Here is a 24,626-nt window from a genome sequence, read left to right as displayed (position 1 = left end):
TTACTTCCAATTCATAAATATAACTAAAATTATATTCTAAATGAATTTTTTATATATTTTAGTTTAGTAAATCAGTTTATTATATTATAAGTGTATTTTTTGAAGCTTTTCAACTGAAAACTTGCATTTTAAACTATAATTATTATTTTCTCAAAAAAAACATTCTTAATTTTTTTAAAATATATACAGTAAAAAGCATAATTATAAATAATTTCAATTTATACCTTCATTAATGTACCTGTACTCTTTTCAATTGAGTACTATTATATTGATATTAAAGGTATATACAATATTAACCTAGTATTTATACAAATCATAGAAAAATACTAATGAAATATATTTAAATAAAATATTCACAATCTTTTATTGCTTTTCATTCCAGAAATTAAAAATAATTCTACTTGATTCATTTGTAGAATTATTCATTTTTTTTAATATTACTCCATTCGTTAGGTAATAATTTTTTATATTCACTTTGAGAATATCTTTCATCAATTAATACAACTATACCTCTATCTTTGTCTGTTCTTATAACCCTTCCCGCTGATTGTAAAACTTTATTGATACCTGGATAAACATAAGAATATAGAAAACCATCCACTTTACTTTTCACAAAGTATTCTTTAATTATATTTCTCTCTAAACATATTCTTGGAATACCCACTCCAACAATAATAGCACCAATTAGTTTTTTACCTATTAAGTCAATTCCTTCACTAAATACTCCACCCATAACTACAAATCCAATTAAAGTTTCATTTACATTTTCAGAAAATTTTTTAATAAAATCATTTTTTTCTTCTTCTGTCATAGTATTTTTTTGACAAACTATATTAATTTTTTCATTTTCCTCATTTTCATCGTTAAATATATAAAAAATACTTTTCATATATTCATAAGATGGAAAAAACACAAAATAATTTCCTGACTTTTGTGATATACAATTTTTTATTGTAGAAACAACTTTTTTATATGTAAATTGTCTATATTTATATTTTGTAGATATACTATCATTTAATAATAGACATAGATTTTCTCTTTTGAAAGGAGATGGTAAACTAATCTTATATGAATCATCATCTCCTCCCAATAAATTTATAAAATAATTCATTGGGGTTAGTGTAGCTGAAAAAAGTATTGTGGACTTTACCTTTTTTAAACATGCTCTCATTACTTCTGATGTATCAACACAAAACATTTTTATTAAAATGTCGTCTTTAACTTTTTCTGAATAGGTTACATATTTATCACTATAGCTCTCATAAATTCTTATAAAAGAATTTATTTTAAAATAAATATCTAAAATTTCTTCTTTAACATTACATTCATTATTTTCCACTAAAAATTTTTCTGCTTCATATATATAATTTTTCAATAGAGGCATTATATCCTTTGGTGAATCTTTTTGTAAATAAATTCCATCCTTATTTTCTTCACATTTTTTCCTTTCCTTTATGAAAAATTTATTTATCTTATTTAAATTTTTATATAGAACAGAAGAAATCTCCTTACATTTATTTTTTAGATTTAAAATATCCTTTTTATTTAATTCTGCTGAATACATATCCCTTGCTCTATCTATTAAATTATGGGCTTCATCTACCAGTACGCAGTAATTTCCTCTATCCTCTGAAAAAAATCTCCTTAAATAAACTTTCGGATCAAAAATATAATTATAATCGCATACAACACAATCACACCAATTAGATAAATCCAAAGAAAATTCAAAAGGACAAACATTGTATTTCTTTGCATAGCTTTCAATTACTTCTCTAGTAATTATATTTTCATTTAGAATACTTGCTATAGCATTATTTATTCTGTCAAAATGACCTCTAGCGTATTCACATATTTCCGGATCACAATTTGTTTCTTCCTTAAAACATATTTTTTCTTTTGCAGTAATCCATACAGTTTTAAATTTAAGTTTCTTTTTATCCAAGAGAATAACTGCCTTTTTCGCTTCATTTCCAGTAGTAGTTTTTGCAGTAGCATAAAATATTTTAGATATAATTCCTTCTCCCAATGCCTTCACTGCAGGAAAAATTGTAGATATTGTCTTTCCTATTCCCGTTGGGGCTTTTACAAAAAAGTTTTTATTTTCTTTTATAGAAATATACACAGCTACTAATAACTTTCTTTGTCCCATTCTATATTCTTCATAGGGAAAACTCAAATCTTTTATAGATAAATTTCTTAATTTTTCCCACCTTTGCTGAAGCTTTGCCCAATATATATATTTTTCAATAATATGGTTAAAAAACTTTTCTAATTCAATTAAAGAATAGGTCTTCACAAAATATTTTATCTTCTTAGTATTCATTTGATAATAAGTAAGTCTTGCATCAATAACTTTAAGATTGTTCTCCAAAGAATAGAAATATGCATAGCATTTAACTTGTGCCCAATGCAATATATTATAATCTTCTGTTATATTGTCTAGCTCATTAGTAGTAGTTTTAATTTCATCAATTATAACACCTTGCTTTTCTGTAATTACTCCATCTATTCTTCCGTTAATTTCCAAGGAAATATTATCTTTTATTACTGTATGTGAAATAGTTACTTCCTTATTATAATTATCTCCAGAACTTTTCTGTATCTTTTGATGTGCCTTAATTGCATCAGTATTTCTACTGCTTCCAGCAAAGCTAGATACTAAATCTCCCTGTCTTAAAACAAATTCAATTAAATCTCTTACAGAAACTTTTATTTTACTTAAATTATCCATATTTAAAAATTCTCATCATATATATAATATTTTTTATTTTCCATTTCATCAGGAAAATATTTTTGTTCTACATAATGACCTGGATAATCATGAGGATATTTATAATCAATTCCATTTCCAAAATTTTTTGCTCCTTTGTAATGCGTATCTCTCAGATGAACAGGAACTCTATATTGATATTCTTTTGCATCTTGAAAAGCTTTATCTACAGCCTCAATTACAGCATTACTTTTGGGTGCTTTTGCAATATATATTATAGCTTCAGCTATTGGTATCCTAGCTTCTGGCATACCAATAGTTTGAAGTGCATTCCAGGCAGCATGAGCCATAATCATTGCTTTTGGATCTGCCATGCCTACATCTTCAGAAGCATGCACTATTATTCTTCTCATAATAAATTTTGGATCTTCACCACCAAGAATCATTCTGCCAAACCAATATAAAGCAGCATCTGCATCAGATCCTCTTAGACTCTTTATAAAAGCAGAGGACATATCATAATGATTATCACCTGATTTGTCATAGTTTATAATTTTTTTTTGCATACATTCTTGAACTAATTCTTTAGTTATTTCTATTATTCCCTCATCATCTTTAGGTGTAGACAATACAGCTAGCTCTAATGTATTTATAGCACACCTTGCATCTCCACCAGACAATTCTGCTATATGCATTAAAGAGTTCTCTTCTAATTTTATATTTATATTTCCATAGCCTCTTTCTTTATTTTGTAAAACATTATTTAACACTTCGACTATTTCATCATTATTAAGACTTTCTAATTGAAATATTTTTGATCTACTTAAAAGCGCATTGTTTATTTCAAAATAAGGATTTTCAGTAGTGGCCCCAATTAATACAACTAGCCCTCTTTCAACTGCGTCTAAAAGTACATCCTGTTGTGAACCCTTTTTTAATGCATGGATTTCATCTATAAAAAAAATAGTTCTCTTTCCATAAAGTTTTAGTAGTTCTTCAGCCTTATTTATATAGTCTTTAATTTCTTTTACACTAATGATAGTGGCATTTAATTTTGCGAATTCACACTTTGTCTCTTTGGAAATAATAGATGCTAAGGTAGTTTTACCTACCCCTGGAGGACCGTATAATATTATGGAAGTTAATCTATCTGTTTCTATAAGTCTTCTTAAAATTTTTCCTTTTCCTATTATGTTTTTCTGACCATAAAATTCATCTAAATTTCTTGGTCTCATTTTTTCAGCTAGTGGTTTATGCGATGAGCTATTTTCCATAGCCATTGTAAATAGATCCAAATCGTTACCTCCCAATATTAGAATTATTATCATTTATCTAAACTTAGCCTTAAAGCAAACTCCCACTAAGTTTAGATCCATTGATATTATTATAAACCATGTAGATTTACTTTTTAAGAAGAATTTAATCAAATTATTATGGTAACGCCATTTAAAATATATAATTACCACAACAATAGCATAATAAAAAGAGCCTGTATAGACTCTTTTTATTATTTAGACATATCATCTTTTTCTAACCTTAATTACTGCAATTACTATTGGAACAGTTATAAAAACAGCCGCTATCATTTCTGGTATTCCATTAACTATAGCAACTCCTAATATTGCCTTACTGGCAGTAGATGAATTTATTTTCATATGTTTTGCATATTGCTGTAAGTATAGTAAATATATTATTCCAAGTACTCCAATAGTATTGGTTATTGACCCTATAGCGGCACCTACTCCAATCTTCAAAGCCTTATTATTTCCAATCATAAATTTATAAGCATAATAAGAAGTCAATGCAATTAAAATTCTTGGCAAAATTGAAACCAAAGGATTAATTAAGGCAAATGATAGTAAAGTTGGTGTCATTATATTTTGAATAATACTGGATATTCCAAATATAAGTCCTATACACATACCCACTATTGGCCCTTCAATAATTGCTCCTATTATTACTGGGACATGCATTATAGTTGCCTGAAGAATAGGTAGCTTTATATATCCCCATCCCGTTATTCCTAGCATAATAGATATGCCCGACAACATACCTACTACTGTTAGTTGTCTAACTCCAAATTTCTTATTTGTCATAATGTTTTGTTTCACAATATTGAACCCCCTTCATTCTCATTCCATAAGGATACAAGACGAAATTTTTTAATTTTTACAAGTTCAGTTTCAACGAAATATCGCCAAAAGATATTTTACCACTTTTGTTTAAAAATTAACATACTTATTATAGCAAAAATTATCCCTTTAAATAGATTTGTCAATGCACTTTTATCTTAGTCTATTTAAAGGGATTTATTTTAATTAACTTTATTTTTTATTCTTTATCTTTTCATGCATTAAAGGTTAATACCTCCACCTCTAAACGAAGCGTAGGTGGGACTTTTCAATCAGATGGGTTAGAATACCCAACTGATTTCCCCATGTTTCAGCTTGCTGAAACGAGTTCACTAATTCTACATTTATACTCTTTGAACATTTGAAGCTTGTAGTCCTTTTGATCCATCTACTACATCAAATTTTACTTCTTGACCTTGATCCAAATTTTTCCTTTTGCCTTCTTCTTTTATAGCCGAATAATGTACAAATACATCATCTTCTCCTTCTACAGAAATGAATCCAAAACCTTTTTCATCATTAAACCATTTAACTGTTCCCTGTTTCATCTAACTTACCTCCATAATAATATAATTATAATTCTAGTATTACCTAAACTCATTTTTAAAATTCCTAGTTAGGCATGTGAAAATAAATAACAAGTCAAAGATGCGAGGTCTATTTTGAATTATACAAGGAAATAGGTTCTGATGATAGTGGTGCTATCAGAAGGTTCTGTTGACGTAGTAGGATTCAAAATAGACTAGCATACTGACTAGTTATTTATTTGAATATGCCTTATGTATTAATTAGACTCTTAATTAATTTTTATCAAGATAATTTAGTCGCACTATTAATAATATAAATAGTATGTATACAATACAATATAATATATTGACTATATAATCCAAAAGATGTAATATTTATTTAATAAATATTACCATATTTATGCTTGTGAAAATTTTTCATTTTATTATTACTAAATAATAAAATTATCAGGAGGAATACTATGAATTTGACTAAAGATCGTATAAAAAATGACTTTAAAAAAAAGCTAATGAACCTTTACTCCGAAGATATTTCAGAATCTTCAAACTTACATTTATATTTAGCTCTTGGTTCTCTTGTAAGAGAATATGTATCCGAAAAATGGATGAAAACTAATGAACAATATTCAAAAAAACAAGTAAAACAGGTTTATTATTTTTCTATGGAATTTCTTATTGGAAGACTTCTCGGTAGCAATCTTTTAAACTTAGGTATAACCGATTTATGTAGAGAAGCTCTTCATGATTTAGGAATAGATCTTTTAAAGATTGAAGAAGTTGAAAATGATGCTGGTCTTGGAAATGGTGGCCTTGGAAGATTGGCCGCTTGTTTTCTTGACTCTATAGCCTCCCTTGAAATTCCAGGTCATGGTTGTGGTATAAGATACGATTATGGATTATTTGAGCAAAAAATAGTAGATGGTTATCAAGTTGAGATTCCTGATAATTGGCTAAGACAAGGTAATGTTTGGGAGGTAAGAAAAGAAAATAAAGCGGCTGTAGTAAAATTTGGCGGCACTGTTACTCCCGTATTTGAAAATGAAACACTATCCTTTAAACATGAAAATTATGAATCTGTTCTTGCAGTACCCTATGATACCCCGGTTGTTGGATATAATAACAATACAGTAAATACTTTAAGGCTGTGGAGTGCTGAAACTATAGATAAAGATTTTGATTTACAATCCTTTAGCAATGGTGAATACAGCAAAGCTGTGGAACACAAGTATTCAGTTGAATCCATTTCTCAAGTGCTCTACCCTGATGATACAAGAATTGAGGGTAAGTTACTAAGATTAAAGCAGCAGTATTTCTTTGTAAGTGCAGGTATTCAAAGTATTATTATACGATTTAAAAAAAATAAACTTCCAATTAACTTGTTTGATCAGTATATTGCAATTCACATAAATGATACTCATCCCTCTGTAGCCATTGCTGAGTTAATGAGAATACTGATAGACGAGGAAAATTTATCTTGGGAAGATGCATGGAAAATAACTACTAATACTATAGCTTATACTAATCATACTATCCTCAGTGAAGCTCTAGAAAAATGGCCTATTAATTTATTTAAGAGACTATTACCTAGAATATATATGATTATTGAAGAAATAAATAGAAGATTTTGCGATGAAATACGTGGAAAATATAATGATGATAAGAAAGTTCATGATATGGCAATTATCTGTGATGGTAATGTAAGAATGGCCTATCTAGCCATAGTAGGCAGTCATTCAGTAAATGGTGTAGCAAAGCTTCATACAGAAATACTTAAAAACAAAGAATTATCAAATTTCGCAAATTTTTACCCCTTTAAGTTCAACAATAAAACTAATGGTATAACTCATAGAAGGTGGCTAATGAAAGCTAATCCTAATCTTTCTAATCTTATTACTGAAGTCATAGGAGATAGTTGGATAAGTAAACCAGATAACCTTATTGGACTTTTAGCATTTTCTAAAAATGCAAATTTTCAAAATAAAATTAACAAAATCAAACAAGACAACAAAATAATTTTTTCAAATTATATAAAAAATACTTACGGAATTCTAGTTGATACAAATTCAATTTATGATATTCAAGTAAAAAGGCTTCATTCCTATAAAAGACAAATCCTAAATATATTTAACATATTAGATTTGTACTATAGGTTAAAAGAAAATCCAAATTTAGATATTGTTCCAAGAACTTTCTTCTTTGGTGCTAAGGCTGCCCCAGGATACTATCTTGCTAAACAAACAATAAAATTAATTAATACTGTGGCAAATAAAATAAACAATGATAATAGTATACATGAAAAAATAAAAGTACTGTTTCTTGAAAATTACTCTGTTTCTCTTGCAGAGAAAATTATACCTTGTGCCGATGTAAGTGAACAGATATCTACTACTACAAAAGAAGCCTCAGGTACAAGTAATATGAAATTCATGATGAACGGAGCTATCACTATGGCTACACTAGATGGTGCTAATGTAGAAATCCATGATGCTGTTGGCGATGATAATATGGTTATATTTGGTATGAGAAAGGATGAAGTTTTATCCTATGAAAAAAATAAGAACTATGTTTCTTATAACTTCTATAATTCTGATCCTAGACTAAAAAGAATACTAGACAACCTAATAAATGGATCTCTTGGAGTAGCTAATTCAGAATTTAGTGATATTCATAAATATCTATTAGCTAATAACGATGAATACTTTGTTCTAAAGGATTTTGACGATTATGTAAAAGCTCAAAACAAAATAGATATCTTATATAGAGATAAGTCTAAATGGCGTGAAATGTGTATATGTAATATTGCTCACTCTGGAATCTTTTCAAGTGACAACACAATACAGAAATATTCAAAAGAAATTTGGAAAACAGAAGAAGTCCATGTAAATATTTAAATTCAAAGTAAGAGAACTTAGTATAAATTTATTTTCATACTAAGTTCTCTTACTTTTAGGCATATTCAAATAAATAACTAGTCAGTATGCTAGTCTATTTTGAATCATACTACGTCAACAGAACCCTCAGATAGCTCACTATCCTCAGAACCCGTTTCCTTGTATAATTCAAAATATCCGTCGCATCTTTGACTTACTATTTATTTTCATATGCCTTAATTAAAAAATTTAGTCAAATACATTAATTATACTTCCAAATAAATCTGAATTTTCATTTATCTTATCTTTTCCACCTAAAACACAAATATAATCTTCTTTCATACATTTATCAATGAGAGGTGCAAATTTTTTTATATCCTCAGCCTTTGTTTTCAAAATTTCTTCTCTTTCTTCTTGTAAAAAGCTATCATTTATATTACTAATATACAGAGCTACCTGCCTATCACAAATCATTGAATTAGTAAGTGGTGTATCTAAAGTACTTATTGTCCCTAGAATATATTTTGTCATTTCCCTTTCATCTGCTGAAAAATTCTCTAGGTACTTATAAAAATTATCATATACATTTATAGTTTCACTTAAATTAGGATCTCTATAGGAAGCAATGCTCATATTACCATTTCTCTTAAAATTAATAAATACTCCATAGGCACCACCTTTTACTCTAACATTGTTCCAAAGATAATCATAGTTTGATATAGTTCTCAGTACTTGAAGTTTGCCGCTATATTTAAATCCAAACTTAGAGAAATTATATCCTTTAGCTACATATTGCACTTTTGATGATGTGACTAATGCTTCATTTTCTTTATTTAATTCAAATTTATATTGAATCTTCTTCCCTGAATTTATTCCTAGTTCATTTGAAATACTATGTTTTATTGATTTTTCTAATTCATTATAATTTTCTTTACTACATCCTATATTTACAATTAAATTATTAGTTGTAAATATACTTTTTGATACCTCTATTATATTTTTTATAATTTCATTTTTTTTCTCATCAAAACTTTTTTCCACTTCCACCAGGAATTTATAGAATGTAAATCCACTAATATTTTCTACATATTTACCTAATTCAGAATAATAGGAATTCACTTTAGATAAAGCAATTCTATGTCCTCCACTTACAATTATCATTTCAATTCTTGATTTAAGTTCTGATAATATTTCTTTAATTCTCTTATAATTATCAAATTTACTTGAAGTAAGTATTTCAAGAATTAATTTAAGTAAACTATCTGTTTTTTCATGAAGAGCCTTTCCTTTAACGATAAATTTAGGATAATAGTTTCCTATTTCGTCCATATTTGAATAGGCTTCAGCATCAAAATCAATGCCTCCAGTATTCTTATTGACCTCATTTGAAAGTTCTTCATAGGAGTAATTTTCTGTATCAATTCTTCCAAACAAATATGAAAGTAATGTTATATATGGTATCTGTTCTTGCTTTACATAACTAGTATCAAAATAAAAATCTATATAATCTATTCCATTAGTTATAAGTTCAGTATACAAAATTTTATAATTATCTATATCTTTTACTATAGTGTTATAAGTATCCAAATTCTTTTTAATATCATCAATTGATAGTAGAGGAATCTTTTCTAAATCTGCTTGACTGTCTGGTGAAGATTGTCTTTTAACTAATAGCTCATTTTCCTCTATAAATTTTTCTATTTCCTCTTTTGTTAAAGATTTTTTATAACTTTCAAGTTTTTCTCTTTCTTCTTTTACCTTCTCTTCAGCCAAATGTTTCTTTGGAATAACCATAAATAATAAACTATGGTTATTGTCTAATAAATTATCTTCAATTAATTTTTCAAAATATCTGTTATTTACATTACTTTTTATCTTATTAAGTACTTCATTAAATTCTAAATTTTGAAATGGGCTTCCTCCATATAGTAAGCTTCCTAATACCTTTTCGCAGTAAGCAAGTCCCTTTGGATAACTACTGTAATCACTTTCTTTCAATTCAAATTCTTTAGAATTTAGTACCGCTTGAATAAGTTCTTTATCAAAACCATTTTTTACAATATCCTTTAAAGTATTAAATACAATGGATTTAAATTCTTCTTTCTTTTCTTCATTCGAATTTTTAATAACAATACTAAGAGAAGTTTGAAGAGAACCATTGTTATACATACCGAATACATCTTTTGCTATTGCTGATTCTATTATAGCTTTCTTTAAAGGAGATGCTGAAGTTTCAAGTAACATATCTTCTAATAAGTCAAATGCTACGTATAATTCTCTATCTTTTATATCACCTATTGCAAAATTTAAGCTCAAATAAGTTTTATCAACTTCACTTTCTTCATTAGCTATAGGATAATTTATAGATTTTTCTTTCATTTTATTAAAAGGTTTTTGTTTTGCTATCTCTATATTTAAATCAACTTTGTCAAAATTATTTAGATAATTTTCATCTATGAATTTAAGCTTTTCTTCAATATCCATATCACCATAGAGATAGATATAGCTATTAGAAGGATGATAGAACTTTTTATGATAATTTATAAATTGTTCTTGAGTAAGATTTGGTATTTCATCAGGATCGCCACCTGAATCAAATCCATAAGGAGTATCTGGAAACAGATTACTATTTATACCTCTAAAAAGTAAGGATTCTGGAGAAGAATAGACACCCTGCATTTCATTGTATACTACACCCTTATATTTTAATTCCTCGTCTTTATTATTTATTTCATAATGCCAACCTTCCTGCTTCATAATTTCCGGATATTTATATATATTAGGATAAAAAACCGCATCTAAATATACATCCATAAGATTTTTAAAATCCTTATCATTTTTACTTGCTACAGGATACATAGTTTTATCTGGATAAGTAGCTGCATTTAAATACGTATTTAAAGAACCTTTTACAAGTTCTACAAAGGGTTCTTTTGATGGAAACTTTCTCGATCCACATAGAACTGAATGTTCTAATATATGAAAAACCCCGGTGCTATTATCAGGTAATGTTTTAAAACTTATAGAGAACACCTTATTATCATCCTGATTTTCTATGCTAACAAGCTTTGCCCCACTCTTTTCATGTAAAAAAAATCTTACAGTAGAACTTATATCATCAATTTTCTTTTCTTCTTTCAGTTTAAACCCATGATAATTTTTATTGATTTGAAAATTCATGTATTATTTTCCCCTCTTTCTAGGTATTTGTATTTTATTTATTTAAAGATTAATACTGGAATATTTATCATACTAGATAAATGTAATATAATTCTTATAACTAGTCAATTCAATATATTGTTTAGTATATATTATTATTCTACATTTTATATACTAATTATTTATATAAATAAATGTTTTTACTAATTATATTTTATATTTCTTTATTACTTTATAAATATAGTTTATTTGAAATTAAATTTAAACTTTGCTAAAATGTCCTTACAAGTCATTAAAAATACGATTTAGTTATTTGATGTGGAGGACTTTGAAAATGGAAAGTTTTAGAATAGAAAAAGATCTCTTAGGCGAGAGAGAAATTCCCACAAATGCCTATTATGGAATAAATACCTTAAGAGCTTCTGAAAATTTTAATATAAGTGGTAAAAAAGTTAACTTAAAATTAATAGATGCTTTAGTAATTGTTAAAAAGGCCGCTGCCCTTACAAATAAAAAGATAAAACTACTATGCTCTGAAAAAGCAGATGCTATAATAGAAGCTTGTGATAGAGTGTTAAATGGAGAATTTTATGATCAATTTATAACTGATTCATTACAAGGTGGAGCAGGTACTTCTACTAACATGAATGTAAATGAAGTTATTAGTAATATTGCAATAGAAATTCTTGGTGGTAAAAAAGGAGATTATTCCTTAGTACATCCTATACAGCACGTTAATATGTGTCAGTCCACTAACGATGTTTATCCTACTGCCCTTAGAATAGCCGCTATAAAGCTGTTAAGAAGTACTTCAAACTCTTTTTCTATACTTCAAGATGTTCTTCAAACAAAGGAAAACGATTTTTCTCACATTTTAAAATTAGGTAGAACGGAACTTATGGATGCACTTCCAGTAATGGTTGGTCAGGAATTTGGGGCCTATGCAAGAGCTATATCAAGAGATAGATGGAGATTATATAAGGTAGAAGAAAGACTAAGAGAAATAAATATAGGAGGCACTGCTATAGGTACCGGCATGAATGCGCCACAAAAATATATGTTCTTAGTTACAGATATACTTCAAGATATTACAGGTTTTGGTCTCTCTAGAAGTGATTTCCCTATAGATAATACCCAAAATATGGATATATTTTGTGAAGTATCAGGACTTTTAAAAGCGGCAGCAGTAAACCTAATAAAGATATCTAATGATATAAGACTTCTAGGTAGTGGTCCTAAAGGTGGCTTTGGCGAATTATTAATTCCACCAGTTCAAGCTGGTTCCTCAATAATGCCCGGGAAAGTTAATCCAGTAATTTTAGAAATGGTTTCTCAAGTTTCAATGAAAGTAATTGCAAATGATGCTTCTATAACCTTTGCAGCCTCCAGTGGCCAGCTAGAATTAAATGCATTTTCTCCCCTTATTGCAGATAATATACTGGAGTCTCTAGAAATTTTAAATAGTGCAGTAATTTCCCTTACAGATAATTGTATTAGAAACATAGATGTAGATATAGAAAAGTGTAAACTAAATTTAGATTCTTCAACAGCTTTAGTGACAGCTCTTGAACATTATATAGGCTATGATAAGGCCTCAGAAATAGCAAAAAAAGCTATTATGGAAAATAAATCCATAGAAGAAATAATAATTAGAGAAAACATAATTTCAAAGGATTTACTTGATAAAATATTAAATCCTTTTTCTCTCACTAGTCCAGGTATTCCTGGAAAGACAATAATCTAAAGATGTGCTACGGTTGTCTCCCGCTTAAAAATGCCCGGGTGTCACAGAGGTTAGTCATGAAATAAATATTAATGGATGGTGATACTAATGAGTAATTTAAATGAAACACCTCGTTCAAATAGACTTCATATTGCTTTATTTGGAAAAACTAATGCAGGTAAATCAAGTATTATAAATGCCCTTACAGGACAAAATATATCCCTTGTATCAGAAATAAAGGGAACTACTACTGATCCAGTTTACAAGGCCATGGAACTTCTTCCTTTAGGCCCTATAGTCTTAATAGACACCGCTGGTCTTGACGATGAAACTGAACTTGGTGACTTAAGAAAGAAAAAGACTATGGATGTTTTAAATAAAACTGATATAGCCCTTATTGTAATAAATGGTTGTGATGGTATATCTAACTTTGATCTTGAAACCATAAATCATATAAAATCAAAGAATATACCTGTAATGGCTATACTAAATAAATCAGACTTAAGTAATGTAGATATATCCTATATAAAGAACCTGGAAGAAAAAATTAAAATTAAAGTCATTTCAGCTTCTGCCACTAAAAAAATTGGAATAGATAATATAAAAAATGAACTCATCAAATTAGTTCCAGATGAAGAGGATAAATTTAGGATTGTAGGCGATTTAATTTCTCCTGGAGATTTTGTAGTACTTGTAACTCCTATAGATAAAGCCGCACCAAAGGGAAGACTTATACTTCCTCAGCAGCAAGTTATTAGAGATATTCTAGAAAGTGATGCTATCTCAATTGTTACAAAGGAATATGAACTTCGAGAAACTCTTGAAAATTTAAATAAAAAGCCGCGCCTTGTAATAACAGATTCTCAGGCATTTTTAAAAGTATCTGCCGATACCCCTAAAGATATATCACTTACTTCTTTTTCTATACTCTTTGCAAGAAATAAAGGTGACCTAATAGAACTTGTAAAAGGAGCAAAAGCAATAAATAGTCTTAAAGATGGTGATAAAATACTTGTTTCAGAGGCTTGTACCCATCACAGGCAATCAGACGATATTGGTAAAGTTAAAATACCAAGATGGCTTAGACAAACTACTGGTAAAGATTTAAGTTTTGAATTTTCAAGTGGCTTTTCCTTTCCTGAGAACATAAAGGACTATTCCCTTGTAGTTCACTGTGCTGGCTGTATGCTAAATAGAGCAGCTATGCTTCATAGAATCTCTTCTGCAGTAGATGCAGGAGTTCCTATAGTAAATTACGGTGTATTAATAGCATATGTACATGGGATATTAGAAAGAGCCTTAAAGCCATTCCCATCAGCAAAATTTGCTTTTGAAGAAGATTAAGGCATATGAAAATAAATAGTAAGTCAAAGATGCGACGGATATTTTGAAGTCTACAAGGAAACGGGTTCTGAGGATAGTAAGCTATCTGAGGGTTCTGTTGACGTAGTAGGATTCAAAATAGATTAGCATACTGACTAGTTATTTATTTGAATATGCCTAAATTAATAAAAAAACTACAACATAAGACTTATAGTATAAACAGAATTTTAACTATAATCTATGCTGTAGTTTTTTTCTAAAATAAATGAATTGTATACAATTATGCCTTATTTAGAAAGCTTTTTAATATCATCACTTTCTTCGTATTCATCAAAGGTCATCTTTTTATCTATTATTCCCTTTGGTGTAATTTCAATAATTCTATTAGCGATTGTTTCTATGAACTGATGATCATGGGAAACAAACAGTAAATCACCTTTGTAATCAATAAGTCCATTATTTAAGGCTGTAATTGATTCTAGGTCAAGGTGATTAGTAGGCTCATCTAAAATCAGCAAATTTGCACCACTAAGCATCATTTTTGACAACATACACCTAACTTTTTCTCCACCAGAAAGCACATTAGCTTTTTTAAGTGCCTCTTCACCAGAGAAAAGCATTCTACCTAAGAATCCTCTAATAAAGCTTTCAGATTTTTCTTCTGAAAATTGTCTAAGCCAATCTACTAAACTCAAATCCACATCATTAAAATACTCTGAATTGTCTTTAGGAAAATAAGAGGTACTAATAGTAATTCCAAATTTAAATGAACCACTATCTGGCTCTATCTCCCCCATTAGTATTTTAAAAAGTGTGGTCTTCGCTATTTCACTTTCACCAATAAAAGCAATTTTATCACCCTTATTCACAATAAAACTAACATCATCTAATACCTTTACACCATCCACTGTTGCACTTATGTTTTCCACAGCTAGAATATCATTTCCTGCTTCCCTATCTGCTTTAAAACCAACAAAAGGATATCTTCTTGTAGAAGGTTTTATATCATCTAAATTTATTTTATCTAAAAGTTTCTTTCTTGAAGTAGCCTGTTTTGCTTTAGATGCATTAGAACTAAATCTAGCAATAAAGGTTTGTAATTCCTTCATCTTCTCTTCTTTTTTCTTGTTTTGATCCTTTGCCATTTGTAATGCTAATTGACTGGACTCATACCAGAAATCGTAATTTCCAACATACAATTGTATTTTACCAAAATCCACATCTGCCATATGGGTACAAACACTATTTAAGAAATGTCTGTCATGTGATACCACAATAACTGTACCTTCAAAGTTTATTAAGAATTCTTCTAACCAATTCACAGACTGCATATCCAAATGGTTTGTAGGCTCATCTAAAAGTAAAATATCAGGATGACCAAATAATGCCTGTGCAAGTAATACTCTAACTTTTTCGGCACCATCCAATTCGCTCATTTTTTTAGAATGATCCTCTACAGCTATTCCAAGTCCCATTAAAAGTGTAGCTGCTTCTGACTCTGCTTCCCATCCGTTTAATTCTGCAAATTCGCCTTCAAGTTCTGAGGCCTTTATTCCATCCTCATCTGAAAAATCTGGTTTTGCATATATGGCATCTTTTTCCACCATAATGTTATATAGCTTTGAATGTCCCATAATAACAGTTTTCAAAACTTCAAATTCATCAAATTGAAAGTGATCTTGTTTTAATACTGCAAGTCTAGCATTAGGAGACATACTCACATCTCCAGTATTAGGTTCTATCTCACCTGATAATATTTTTAAAAATGTAGACTTTCCAGCCCCATTTGCTCCAATTACTCCATAACAATTACCTGGAATAAACTTTATATTTACATCTTCAAATAATTTTCTACCACCATAGCTAAGGCTTATATTATTTGCAACTATCATTAAATTACCAACCATCCTTATCACAAATTTTTTTTTATCTTTATTAAAAGCTCAAAATCACCTAAATTAATTTAAGATGTTTCTTGAGCTACCCAGTCATTATAACATAATGTTAATATTAATGGGAGTAATTTAATCTATAAAATATTCTTTTGAATCACATAATAATCAAGCATTATTTAATTATTCTAACACAATTCATCGAAATGTGTTAGAATAATTAGATATGACTAATAGTCAAAGGAGGAATTTCAATTTATGATTGATATAGGTAAATTTAATAAATTAGAAGTAGTAAGACAATCTGATTTTGGATATTTTCTAGATGCAAAAACTGACAATACAAATGATGATGTTCTACTTCCAAATGGTAATTGCGCTGATAAAGAAATTAATGTGGGTGATGAGGTAAATGCTTTTATTTATCGTGATTCTAAAAATAGACTAGTTGCTACTCTAAAAGAGCCTTATGCTACTGCCTTTCAGCTATGTTACTTAAAAGTTGTTTCTGTAACTGATATAGGTGCCTTTGCAGATTTTGGACTAGATAGAGATTTATTTGTTCCCATGAAAGAACAAAATTATTTACTAGTTCCAGAAAATAAATATCTATTCTACATATATATAGATAAAACAAATAGACTAGCAGCAACTACATTTATAGATGATTATCTTGAAAATACAGAAGATGATTTAATTGGGAAAGATGTGGAAGGAACTGTGTATGGTTTCCAAACAAATGGTAGTATTATGGTAGCTATAGACAATAAATATAGAGGCGTAATTCTTAAAAATGAATACTTTTCAAGAATAATTCCTGGTGAAGTTATAAAATTAAGAGTAAAGAAACATTTTGAAGATGGGAAAATGTCCTTAACACCAAGAAAATTCCCTAAAGATGAAAGATTATCTCTTGAAGATATAATTCTTCAATATTTAAAAGATCATGATGGTTTTATGCCTTATAACGATAAAAGTTCTCCATCAGATATAAAAGAAGTATTTAATCAGAGCAAAAATTATTTTAAAAATGCATTAGGCGGTCTTATGAAACAAGGACTTATTGTTCAAAGTAAGGAAGGAACAAAACTTAAATAGCATTTAAGTTAAGAGTTAAAAATTAAGAATCAACAAGTTAATATTTTGAATTTAGAGTATTTATTAACATTCTCGTCTTAATTCTTATCTCTTAACTATTATATCTCTTTTATTATATGATTATAAATTTATTATATTATTCATATTGAACCAATATAATATGCTATACATTAAAAGACACTTTTACAGGACAATGATCTGATCCCATAATTTCATTTAGTATTTCTGCACTATTTATATTATCAATTAAACTTTCAGTGACAAAAAAATAATCAATTCTCCATCCTGCATTTCTTTCTCTTGCTTTAAAGCGATAACTCCACCAGGAATATTTAATCTCATCTTTATGAATATATCTAAATGTATCTACATATCCATTCAAAATAAATTTGTCAATCCAAGCACGTTCTATTGGTAAAAACCCTGAATATTTTTCATTGGCTTTTGCATTTTTTATATCTATTTCATTATGAGCAGTATTATAGTCGCCACATATAATAAGTTTCTTACCTTCTATTTTTAATTTATTCAAATATTCTAGCAAAGCATCATAAAAATCTAATTTATATTTAAGTCTTTCCTCATCCTTTTGACCATTTGGAAAATATATATTGAATAGAATAAAATTATTGAATTCTGTAATCAATATTCTCCCTTCACTATCAAATCTTTCTATTCCTATGCCATACTTTACAGAAATAGGTTTTTCTTTAGTATAAGTTGCCACTCCACTATATCCCTTCTTCTTTGCACAAGAAAAGTAAGAATTATATCCTTCTATACCTTTTAATTCTTCACTTAAATTATCTAATTGAAGTTTTGTTTCTTGAATGCACAATATATCTGGATTATATTCATTTATAAATTCAAAAAAACCTTTTTTGCTTATTGCTCTAAGTCCGTTAACATTCCATGAATATATATTCATAAAACCACCTACTCTCTATATAATTCTTTAATCAAAACATTACAACTATTATATCATTTTATAATTCAATTTATAATATTTCATATATATGACATTTCTCTATAATGCTATTACCATAAAATAATGATTAAGGTTTTGTTCTTTAAAGCTTATATTATGTATATAATTTATTAAATAATTTAATTCTTAGGTAGGTGTATACATGTCAAAAGAAAATTTCTACACATTTAGTGAATACATGAAAAAAGAAGAAAATACAATTACTGCTTCAATGGAAGATTATCTTGAAATGATATACAGACTCTCTATAGAAAGCAATTTTACTAGAATTCATGATCTTGCAAAATCCTTAAATGTCCAACCACCCTCTGCTACTAAGATGGTACAAAAACTTTCTGATTATGGATTGATAAATTATGAACGTTATGGAATTATTGTATTAACTGAAAAAGGTGGAAAATTAGGTAGTTTCCTTCTTGATAGACATAATACCATAGAACAATTTTTAAAATTACTAGGAATTTCAAACAACGTATTAGAACAAACAGAAAAAATAGAACATACTATTGGTGATGATACTCTCAGATATCTTAGAAATTTTGTAGACTTTATTAAAAGTAATCCAAAACTTATGGATAACTTCAATATATTTTGCAATAAAAAAAATAATCATTAATCCACCTAGCCATCTTCAAATAAATAACTAGTCGTCAGTATACTAGTCTATTTTACCTTATATACTACATTAACAGAACCTTCTGATAGCACCACTATCATCAAGAACCTGTTTCCTTGTATAATTCAAAATATACCTGGTATATTTGACTTGATATTTATTTTCACATGTCTTATAAAAAAATTTAAGGAGTTAATACTAAAGATTCAGTATTAACTCCTTAAATTTTAATTCTATACTATATGGTAATTAGTTTGCTTTCACAAAACTACCACAGTCTGTACACTCAGGTGTTTTTGCTTCTGTTTCATGTTTTACAACTTCTATTTTTTGTAATGTACAATATTTATCTGCCTTATCATTGAACTTACATTCACTAACAGAACACCCTATACTATCATTATGACCACCGTGCATAGAAATATTATTATGATTTTCCATTTTTAAATCTCCTCCTCTTTTTTAATACATAAATAGTATTGCTAAATCAAATAAATATTATTCAAGGTTTTTTATAAATATTTAACTATAATTTTATAAATATTTATACTAAAAACCAAACTATCACATTATTAATCCCTTTTTCATACTTTAATAATATAATCAAATTTAGGAGGTCTAAATTGAAAAATATTATTAACGAAACTTCTATGAACTATAAAAGCTTAATGGAAAATAGCAACATAGAAAACAACAATTTTTATAAAACTATATCTTATTCTTTTTCTGATAATGATTATTATTTCTATCCTTTTTTTGAGGATTTTTCTTGTAAAGATATTAATCATAGTTCCCAATGTTAATTTAATTCTTAATTTATTAGGAAAAAGAATAAAACATACCTATAAAAGTTATAAGTGACTATCTCAAAAATAGTAAATACTAATTGAAGCAAGTTCTTAATTCAGGTGGGGATTCTTTTACCCCACCTGAATTTTAGAACTGCAAATGCATGGCTTACTTGGCGTCGAACTCCCACTTGAAGAAAAGCAGACAAAACAAAATTTATTTTGTATTTGGTCGCTTTCACAGAGTGCAAGTAGAGAACCCAAATTTTAATTTGGTGTGAATCACTTTCACAGAGTGCAAGCAGAGAACCAAAATCTTTTTTTTGATTTTATGTGAATCGCTTTCACAGAGTGCGTGGGAGACTTACGCCAAATTAGTCAGGTTAAACTTGAGAATGGCTAATCTAATTAATATAAATCACCTTAAATTTTATTAGTAAAATATCTAAAAAGCTGTCTCACAATGTATAGCTATATATTGTGAGACAGCTCTTCTAACTTTACCTCTAAAATTAAATCCTTAATTTATACTATCTAGTTACAGGATTCTTAACATTTTCTGCATTGTTTTTTCCAAAAGCATACGCTGATTCATTTAATTCATTAGTTTGTACTGATTGAACATCCTTATTTTCCGGATTTCTATCATCATAGATTTTAATTTTTTCTGGTGAAGTTTTGGCCATTGAACGTTTTGTCATTATAAACACCTCCCTAATCTATTTTTACTTAGTCTACAAGTTTTTATTCTTTGACAATAAATTTATTTTTGGTAAAATGTAATTATTATGTTAATATATTCATATATATATTTATATCTTTTTAACTTCTAATATATAAATATATATTAAAATATTATGTATATTTATGGAAAATAAAAATTTTATTTTTTTATAGAATTTATATTCTTAAGTAGTGCCTTTTTTCACAAAATAAGGTAATATATATATATACAAATATGTTATCAATTAAATTAACATTTAAATTTTTGCTTAATAATAGGGGGGTATATGATGCCAAAGAAAGAAATGATTGCAATGATTTTAGCAGGTGGACAGGGTAGTAGATTGGGGATTCTTACTAAAAAAACAGCAAAACCTGCAGTTCCCTTTGGAGGTAAGTATAGAATAATAGACTTTACCTTAAGTAATTGCTCAAATTCAGGTATTGATACAGTGGGGGTACTAACTCAATATAGGCCACTTATATTAAATAATCACATTGGTATAGGTAGTCCTTGGGATTTAGACAGATCCAATGGAGGTGTGTTTTTACTACCACCATACATGAGAGAAAATGGTGGCAATTGGTACAAGGGAACTGCAAATGCCATTTATCAAAATAGAAGTTTTATTGATTCATATGAACCAGAATATGTAATCATTCTCTCTGGAGATCATATTTATAAAATGGATTATTCAAATATGCTTGAGTATCATAAAGAAAAAAATGCTGATGCTACTATTGCCGTTTTTGAAGTTCCTTTAAATGAGGCTAGTAGATTTGGAATAATGAATACAAAAGAAAATAACGAGATTTTTGAATTTGAAGAAAAGCCTAAGATTCCTAAAAACAATATGGCTTCCATGGGTATTTATATTTTTAATTGGAAAACATTAAAAAGACTTCTTCATGATGATGAATTAGATACTAAATCTAGTAATGACTTTGGAAAGAATATAATTCCTAGAATGCTCCTAAGTGGCAAAAAACTTTTTGCATATCCTTTTAGCGGATATTGGAAAGATGTTGGTACAATAGATAGTTTCTGGAAATCAAACATGGATATGATTAATGATAATAATGAGTTGAACATACATGACCCGGATTGGAGAATTTATTCTGTTAATCCAACAAGGCCCCCTCAGTATATCGGTTCTGATGCAATGGTTAAAAGTTCACTTGTTGTTGAAGGCTGTGTAATACTAGGTGAAGTTAATAATTCGGTACTCTTTCCTGGTGTTCGTATAGGTAAAAATTCTAAGATATACGATTCTGTTGTAATGCCGAATACAATTATAGGTGACAATGTAACTATAAAAAAGTCTATTATTGGTAGTAATGCTATAATATCTAATGGCTGCTTGATAGGAACTGAAGAGGAAGTAACCGTAATTGGAGAAGGAAACAAGGTACGAGAAAGTGCAGCAGTATAATAAGAAAAAGAGGTGTTAATAAATGCTTTCTAATTACATGGCTATATTAAACTTAAATGAGAATGAAGATAATATTAAGAATCTTACTAAAAATAGACTAATTGCTTCAATACCTATAGCAGGCAGATATAGAATTATTGATTTTGTATTGTCTAATCTCGTAAATGCGGGTATTAGAAATGTTGGAATATTTACACAAAGTAAGGCAAGATCTTTAATTGATCACATAGGATCCGGAAAGCCTTGGGATTTGGATAGAAAAATAAATGGACTCTTTATATTTAATTTTGGAGAAAGAAATTACTATCTAAGTGATGTTGAGATGATAAAAAATAATATGGAATATATTTATAGAAGTAAGCAAGATAAAGTTATATTATGTTCTTCTTCTATGATTTGTAATATAGACTACGAGGCAGCTGCAAAATTTCATGAGGAATCTGGTAAAGACATCACTATAGTTTACAAAAAAATAAAGTCTAACAACAATTATTTTAGAAATTGTAATATATTAAATATAAAGAATGATGACTCTGTAATAAGTGTAGGAAAGAATATAAAGATTACAGAATTATATACTAGGAAAAATTTAATTTCTGATGGTACTGAAAACGTATCAATGGAAATCTTTATTTTAGATAAAGAAACCTTAATCAGTATACTTAACAATTGCATAAAAACAGGCTATTGGGCTGACTTAAAAGATTGTATTTACAACAATATAGCCGATTTAAATGTAAATGCCTATGAATTCAAAGGATATTTATCTAATATTAATTCTATTAATTCTTATTACAAAGCAAACATGGACATGTTGAATTTAGATATAAATAAGGAATTATTCTTCAATAATGGTCTAATCTATACTAAAGTAATGGATGAGTCCCCTACTAAACATTTTAGTACAGCAGATGTATCCAATTCTCTTATTGCAAATGGCTGCCTTATTAAAGGTAGTGTTACTAACAGTGTACTTTCAAGACGTGTTATGATTGACGAAGGTGCTGAAGTAAAGAACTGTATTATAATGCAAGGGTGTCATATAAAATCTAATGCTAAATTATCAAATGTAATAATTGATAAAGATAATATAATTGACAAAAATAAAGAGTTAAAAGGTGATACTGATTTTCCATTAGTTATTGAAAAAAAATCATTACTTTAGAGGAGTGAATCTTAGATGAAGGTTTTATTTACTGCTTCAGAATGTTTTCCATTTCTGAAGACTGGAGGTCTTGGTGATGTTGCCTATGCGTTGCCAAAAGCCTTAAGAAAAATTGGTATCGATGCACGTGTTATACTTCCTAAATATGGTGCTATATCTGATTATTTTAAAAACAACATGCACCATATAGAAAACTTTGATGTTCCCGTGGGTTGGAGAAATAAATTCTGTGGTTTAGATTATATAGAGCATGACTCTGTACCCTTTTATTTTATAGATAATCAATACTATTTCTATAGAGAAAATCCCTATGGATATTATGATGATGCTGAGAGATTTGGATTTTTTTCAAGAGCTGTACTTGAAGCCATTAATCATATGGGAGATTTTACTCCAGATATTATTCATTGCAATGACTGGCAAACTGGAATGATTCCAGTAATTCTAAAAGATACATTTAGCTTTAGTCCAAAACATAACAATATAAAAACTGTATACACTATACACAATTTAAAATATCAAGGTATATTTGATAAAAATATTTTAACGGAATTGCTATGCTTAAATGAAGGCTATTTTCATGAAGATGCCCTGAAATTTTATGATGGCGTATCCTTTATGAAAGCAGGACTTAAATTTGCTGATAAGATATCTACAGTAAGTAATAGCTATGCCTATGAAGTGCAAACTCCTTTTTATGGTGAAGGCTTAGATGGCCTTCTTAAAAGTAGATCTTGGGACTTTTGGGGTATACTTAACGGTATAGATTTTGATATTTATAATCCTGCCTTTGATAAGGATTTATTTGCCCACTATGATAAAAATTATTATGCTGATAAATATAATAATAAATCAGAACTTCAAAAAATGTTGAATCTACCTGTAAATTCAAATGTACCCATAATAGGTATTGTAAGTAGATTAGTTGATCAAAAGGGTTTAGATTTAATTGCATCTGTTCTTGAGGAATTACTACAAGATGGAATTCAAATAGTTGTTCTAGGTACAGGCGATACACAATATGAAGATATGTTCAAATATTTTGCATATAAATATCCTGATAAACTATCAGCTAATATTACATTTAGTAATTCTCTAGCTCAAAAGATTTATGCAGGATCAGATATGTTTCTTATGCCTTCCCTGTTTGAGCCTTGTGGCATAGGTCAGTTAATTTCTTTAAGATATGGAACTGTACCTATAGTAAGAGAAACTGGCGGTCTTAAGGATACTGTATTCTCTTATAATGATGCTACCGGAGAGGGAAATGGATTTACCTTTGCCAATTATAATGCATATGACATGCTTAACACAATAAGACGTGCAGAATATTTCTTCTACAATAGAAAAGATATATGGAATAATCTTATTTTAAGAGGAATGTGGCAAGATAACTCCTGGACAAAATCAGCTTATAAATATGAAGAATTGTATTCTTCCCTATTTTAAAAATAAAATCTTGTAACAAAAAAAGCAGGT

Annotated in this window: 18 protein-coding genes; 9 read left to right on the top strand and 9 right to left on the bottom strand. The window is 28.4% G+C overall.

What is annotated here, in order from left to right; all coding sequences use genetic code 11:
* Nucleotides 1-418: 418 nt before the first annotated feature.
* The 4 genes from RH99_RS04135 to RH99_RS04120 form a co-directional block, all read right to left on the bottom strand.
* Complete coding sequence (locus RH99_RS04135) at nucleotides 419-2,731, bottom strand: ATP-dependent DNA helicase (RefSeq protein ID WP_010234352.1); 2,313 nt, start codon at nucleotides 2,729-2,731, stop codon at nucleotides 419-421.
* Nucleotides 2,732-2,733: 2 nt separating this feature from the next.
* Nucleotides 2,734-4,005, bottom strand: coding sequence for a replication-associated recombination protein A (locus RH99_RS04130; protein WP_010234349.1), 1,272 nt, complete (start codon nucleotides 4,003-4,005; stop codon nucleotides 2,734-2,736).
* Nucleotides 4,006-4,230: 225 nt separating this feature from the next.
* Nucleotides 4,231-4,821, bottom strand: coding sequence for an ECF transporter S component (locus RH99_RS04125; RefSeq protein WP_010234346.1), 591 nt, complete (start codon nucleotides 4,819-4,821; stop codon nucleotides 4,231-4,233).
* A gap of 365 nt (nucleotides 4,822-5,186) precedes the next feature.
* Nucleotides 5,187-5,390 carry a cold-shock protein gene (locus RH99_RS04120; protein WP_010234344.1) on the bottom strand — a complete coding sequence of 68 codons (204 nt, stop codon included), beginning with the start codon at nucleotides 5,388-5,390 and terminating at the stop codon, nucleotides 5,187-5,189.
* Nucleotides 5,391-5,830: 440 nt separating this feature from the next.
* Here RH99_RS04120 and RH99_RS04115 point away from each other — a divergent pair, with 440 nt between their 5' ends.
* Complete coding sequence (locus RH99_RS04115) at nucleotides 5,831-8,260, top strand: glycogen/starch/alpha-glucan phosphorylase (RefSeq protein WP_010234342.1); 2,430 nt, start codon at nucleotides 5,831-5,833, stop codon at nucleotides 8,258-8,260.
* Between the two features lie 228 nt (nucleotides 8,261-8,488).
* On the opposite strand, the gene RH99_RS04110 is transcribed toward RH99_RS04115, so the two are convergent.
* A complete protein-coding gene (locus RH99_RS04110) occupies nucleotides 8,489-11,419 on the bottom strand; it encodes an insulinase family protein (protein ID WP_010234340.1) in 2,931 nt (976 codons plus the stop codon).
* Nucleotides 11,420-11,732: 313 nt separating this feature from the next.
* Here RH99_RS04110 and RH99_RS04105 point away from each other — a divergent pair, with 313 nt between their 5' ends.
* Both RH99_RS04105 and hydF read left to right on the top strand, forming a co-directional pair.
* Nucleotides 11,733-13,142 (top strand): aspartate ammonia-lyase, encoded by a 1,410-nt coding sequence (locus RH99_RS04105; protein WP_010234338.1) that lies wholly within the window; start codon nucleotides 11,733-11,735, stop codon nucleotides 13,140-13,142.
* An 87-nt stretch (nucleotides 13,143-13,229) separates the two neighbouring features.
* Entirely contained in the window at nucleotides 13,230-14,465 is a 1,236-nt protein-coding gene (hydF, locus tag RH99_RS04100; protein ID WP_010234336.1) for a [FeFe] hydrogenase H-cluster maturation GTPase HydF, read from the top strand.
* 266 nt (nucleotides 14,466-14,731) lie between these two features.
* On the opposite strand, the gene RH99_RS04095 is transcribed toward hydF, so the two are convergent.
* A complete protein-coding gene (locus RH99_RS04095) occupies nucleotides 14,732-16,336 on the bottom strand; it encodes an ABC-F family ATP-binding cassette domain-containing protein (protein ID WP_010234334.1) in 1,605 nt (534 codons plus the stop codon).
* Between the two features lie 258 nt (nucleotides 16,337-16,594).
* On the opposite strand from RH99_RS04095, the gene RH99_RS04090 reads away from it, so the two are divergent.
* The gene (locus tag RH99_RS04090) at nucleotides 16,595-17,434 is read left to right on the top strand and encodes a CvfB family protein (RefSeq protein ID WP_010234332.1); all 840 of its coding nucleotides are present in this window, start codon (nucleotides 16,595-16,597) and stop codon (nucleotides 17,432-17,434) included.
* 163 nt (nucleotides 17,435-17,597) lie between these two features.
* Here the strand turns inward: RH99_RS04090 and RH99_RS04085 are convergent, their stop codons facing one another.
* Nucleotides 17,598-18,362 (bottom strand): exodeoxyribonuclease III, encoded by a 765-nt coding sequence (locus RH99_RS04085; protein WP_010234329.1) that lies wholly within the window; start codon nucleotides 18,360-18,362, stop codon nucleotides 17,598-17,600.
* Between the two features lie 202 nt (nucleotides 18,363-18,564).
* On the opposite strand from RH99_RS04085, the gene RH99_RS04080 reads away from it, so the two are divergent.
* Entirely contained in the window at nucleotides 18,565-19,038 is a 474-nt protein-coding gene (locus RH99_RS04080) for a metal-dependent transcriptional regulator (RefSeq protein ID WP_010234327.1), read from the top strand.
* 249 nt (nucleotides 19,039-19,287) lie between these two features.
* Here RH99_RS04080 and RH99_RS04075 read toward each other — a convergent pair whose 3' ends face one another.
* Nucleotides 19,288-19,479 carry a DUF1540 domain-containing protein gene (locus tag RH99_RS04075; RefSeq protein ID WP_010234324.1) on the bottom strand — a complete coding sequence of 64 codons (192 nt, stop codon included), beginning with the start codon at nucleotides 19,477-19,479 and terminating at the stop codon, nucleotides 19,288-19,290.
* 182 nt (nucleotides 19,480-19,661) lie between these two features.
* Here RH99_RS04075 and RH99_RS04070 point away from each other — a divergent pair, with 182 nt between their 5' ends.
* Nucleotides 19,662-19,841 (top strand): hypothetical protein, encoded by a 180-nt coding sequence (locus RH99_RS04070; protein ID WP_026038393.1) that lies wholly within the window; start codon nucleotides 19,662-19,664, stop codon nucleotides 19,839-19,841.
* 515 nt (nucleotides 19,842-20,356) lie between these two features.
* Here the strand turns inward: RH99_RS04070 and RH99_RS19175 are convergent.
* Nucleotides 20,357-20,527, bottom strand: a complete 171-nt coding sequence (locus tag RH99_RS19175; protein WP_158511933.1) for a hypothetical protein — start codon at nucleotides 20,525-20,527, stop codon at nucleotides 20,357-20,359.
* 312 nt (nucleotides 20,528-20,839) lie between these two features.
* Between RH99_RS19175 and RH99_RS04065 the strand changes: the two genes are divergently transcribed.
* The 3 genes from RH99_RS04065 to glgA are packed head-to-tail and all read left to right on the top strand — an operon-like array spanning nucleotide 20,840 to nucleotide 24,596.
* Nucleotides 20,840-21,982, top strand: coding sequence for a glucose-1-phosphate adenylyltransferase (locus RH99_RS04065; protein WP_010234322.1), 1,143 nt, complete (start codon nucleotides 20,840-20,842; stop codon nucleotides 21,980-21,982).
* Between the two features lie 22 nt (nucleotides 21,983-22,004).
* Nucleotides 22,005-23,147, top strand: a complete 1,143-nt coding sequence (gene glgD, locus RH99_RS04060) for a glucose-1-phosphate adenylyltransferase subunit GlgD (protein WP_010234319.1) — start codon at nucleotides 22,005-22,007, stop codon at nucleotides 23,145-23,147.
* Between the two features lie 15 nt (nucleotides 23,148-23,162).
* Nucleotides 23,163-24,596: a glycogen synthase GlgA gene (gene glgA, locus RH99_RS04055; RefSeq protein WP_010234316.1), complete on the top strand. Its 1,434-nt coding sequence runs from the start codon at nucleotides 23,163-23,165 to the stop codon at nucleotides 24,594-24,596.
* Nucleotides 24,597-24,626 lie beyond the last annotated feature (30 nt).

It is taken from the genome of Clostridium arbusti SL206 (assembly GCF_000246895.1).
Lineage (GTDB): Bacteria > Bacillota > Clostridia > Clostridiales > Clostridiaceae > Clostridium_I > Clostridium_I arbusti.
This window is presented reverse-complemented; position numbering and strand designations above follow the sequence as displayed.

Bases quoted from the DNA above. Each gene is read 5' to 3' on its own strand.
- RH99_RS04090 (WP_010234332.1), top strand. From the start codon at position 16,595: ATGATTGATATAGGTAAATTTAATAAATTAGAAGTAGTAAGACAATCT.
- RH99_RS04115 (WP_010234342.1), top strand. From the start codon at position 5,831: ATGAATTTGACTAAAGATCGTATAAAAAATGACTTTAAAAAAAAGCTA.
- RH99_RS04080 (WP_010234327.1), top strand. From the start codon at position 18,565: ATGTCAAAAGAAAATTTCTACACATTTAGTGAATACATGAAAAAAGAA.
- RH99_RS04135 (WP_010234352.1), bottom strand. From the start codon at position 2,731: ATGGATAATTTAAGTAAAATAAAAGTTTCTGTAAGAGATTTAATTGAA.
- hydF (WP_010234336.1), top strand. From the start codon at position 13,230: ATGAGTAATTTAAATGAAACACCTCGTTCAAATAGACTTCATATTGCT.
- RH99_RS04110 (WP_010234340.1), bottom strand. From the start codon at position 11,419: ATGAATTTTCAAATCAATAAAAATTATCATGGGTTTAAACTGAAAGAA.
- glgD (WP_010234319.1), top strand. From the start codon at position 22,005: ATGCTTTCTAATTACATGGCTATATTAAACTTAAATGAGAATGAAGAT.
- RH99_RS04075 (WP_010234324.1), bottom strand. From the start codon at position 19,479: ATGGAAAATCATAATAATATTTCTATGCACGGTGGTCATAATGATAGT.
- RH99_RS04105 (WP_010234338.1), top strand. From the start codon at position 11,733: ATGGAAAGTTTTAGAATAGAAAAAGATCTCTTAGGCGAGAGAGAAATT.
- RH99_RS04120 (WP_010234344.1), bottom strand. From the start codon at position 5,390: ATGAAACAGGGAACAGTTAAATGGTTTAATGATGAAAAAGGTTTTGGA.
- glgA (WP_010234316.1), top strand. From the start codon at position 23,163: ATGAAGGTTTTATTTACTGCTTCAGAATGTTTTCCATTTCTGAAGACT.
- RH99_RS04095 (WP_010234334.1), bottom strand. From the start codon at position 16,336: ATGATAGTTGCAAATAATATAAGCCTTAGCTATGGTGGTAGAAAATTA.
- RH99_RS04065 (WP_010234322.1), top strand. From the start codon at position 20,840: ATGCCAAAGAAAGAAATGATTGCAATGATTTTAGCAGGTGGACAGGGT.
- RH99_RS04085 (WP_010234329.1), bottom strand. From the start codon at position 18,362: ATGAATATATATTCATGGAATGTTAACGGACTTAGAGCAATAAGCAAA.
- RH99_RS19175 (WP_158511933.1), bottom strand. From the start codon at position 20,527: ATGACAAAACGTTCAATGGCCAAAACTTCACCAGAAAAAATTAAAATC.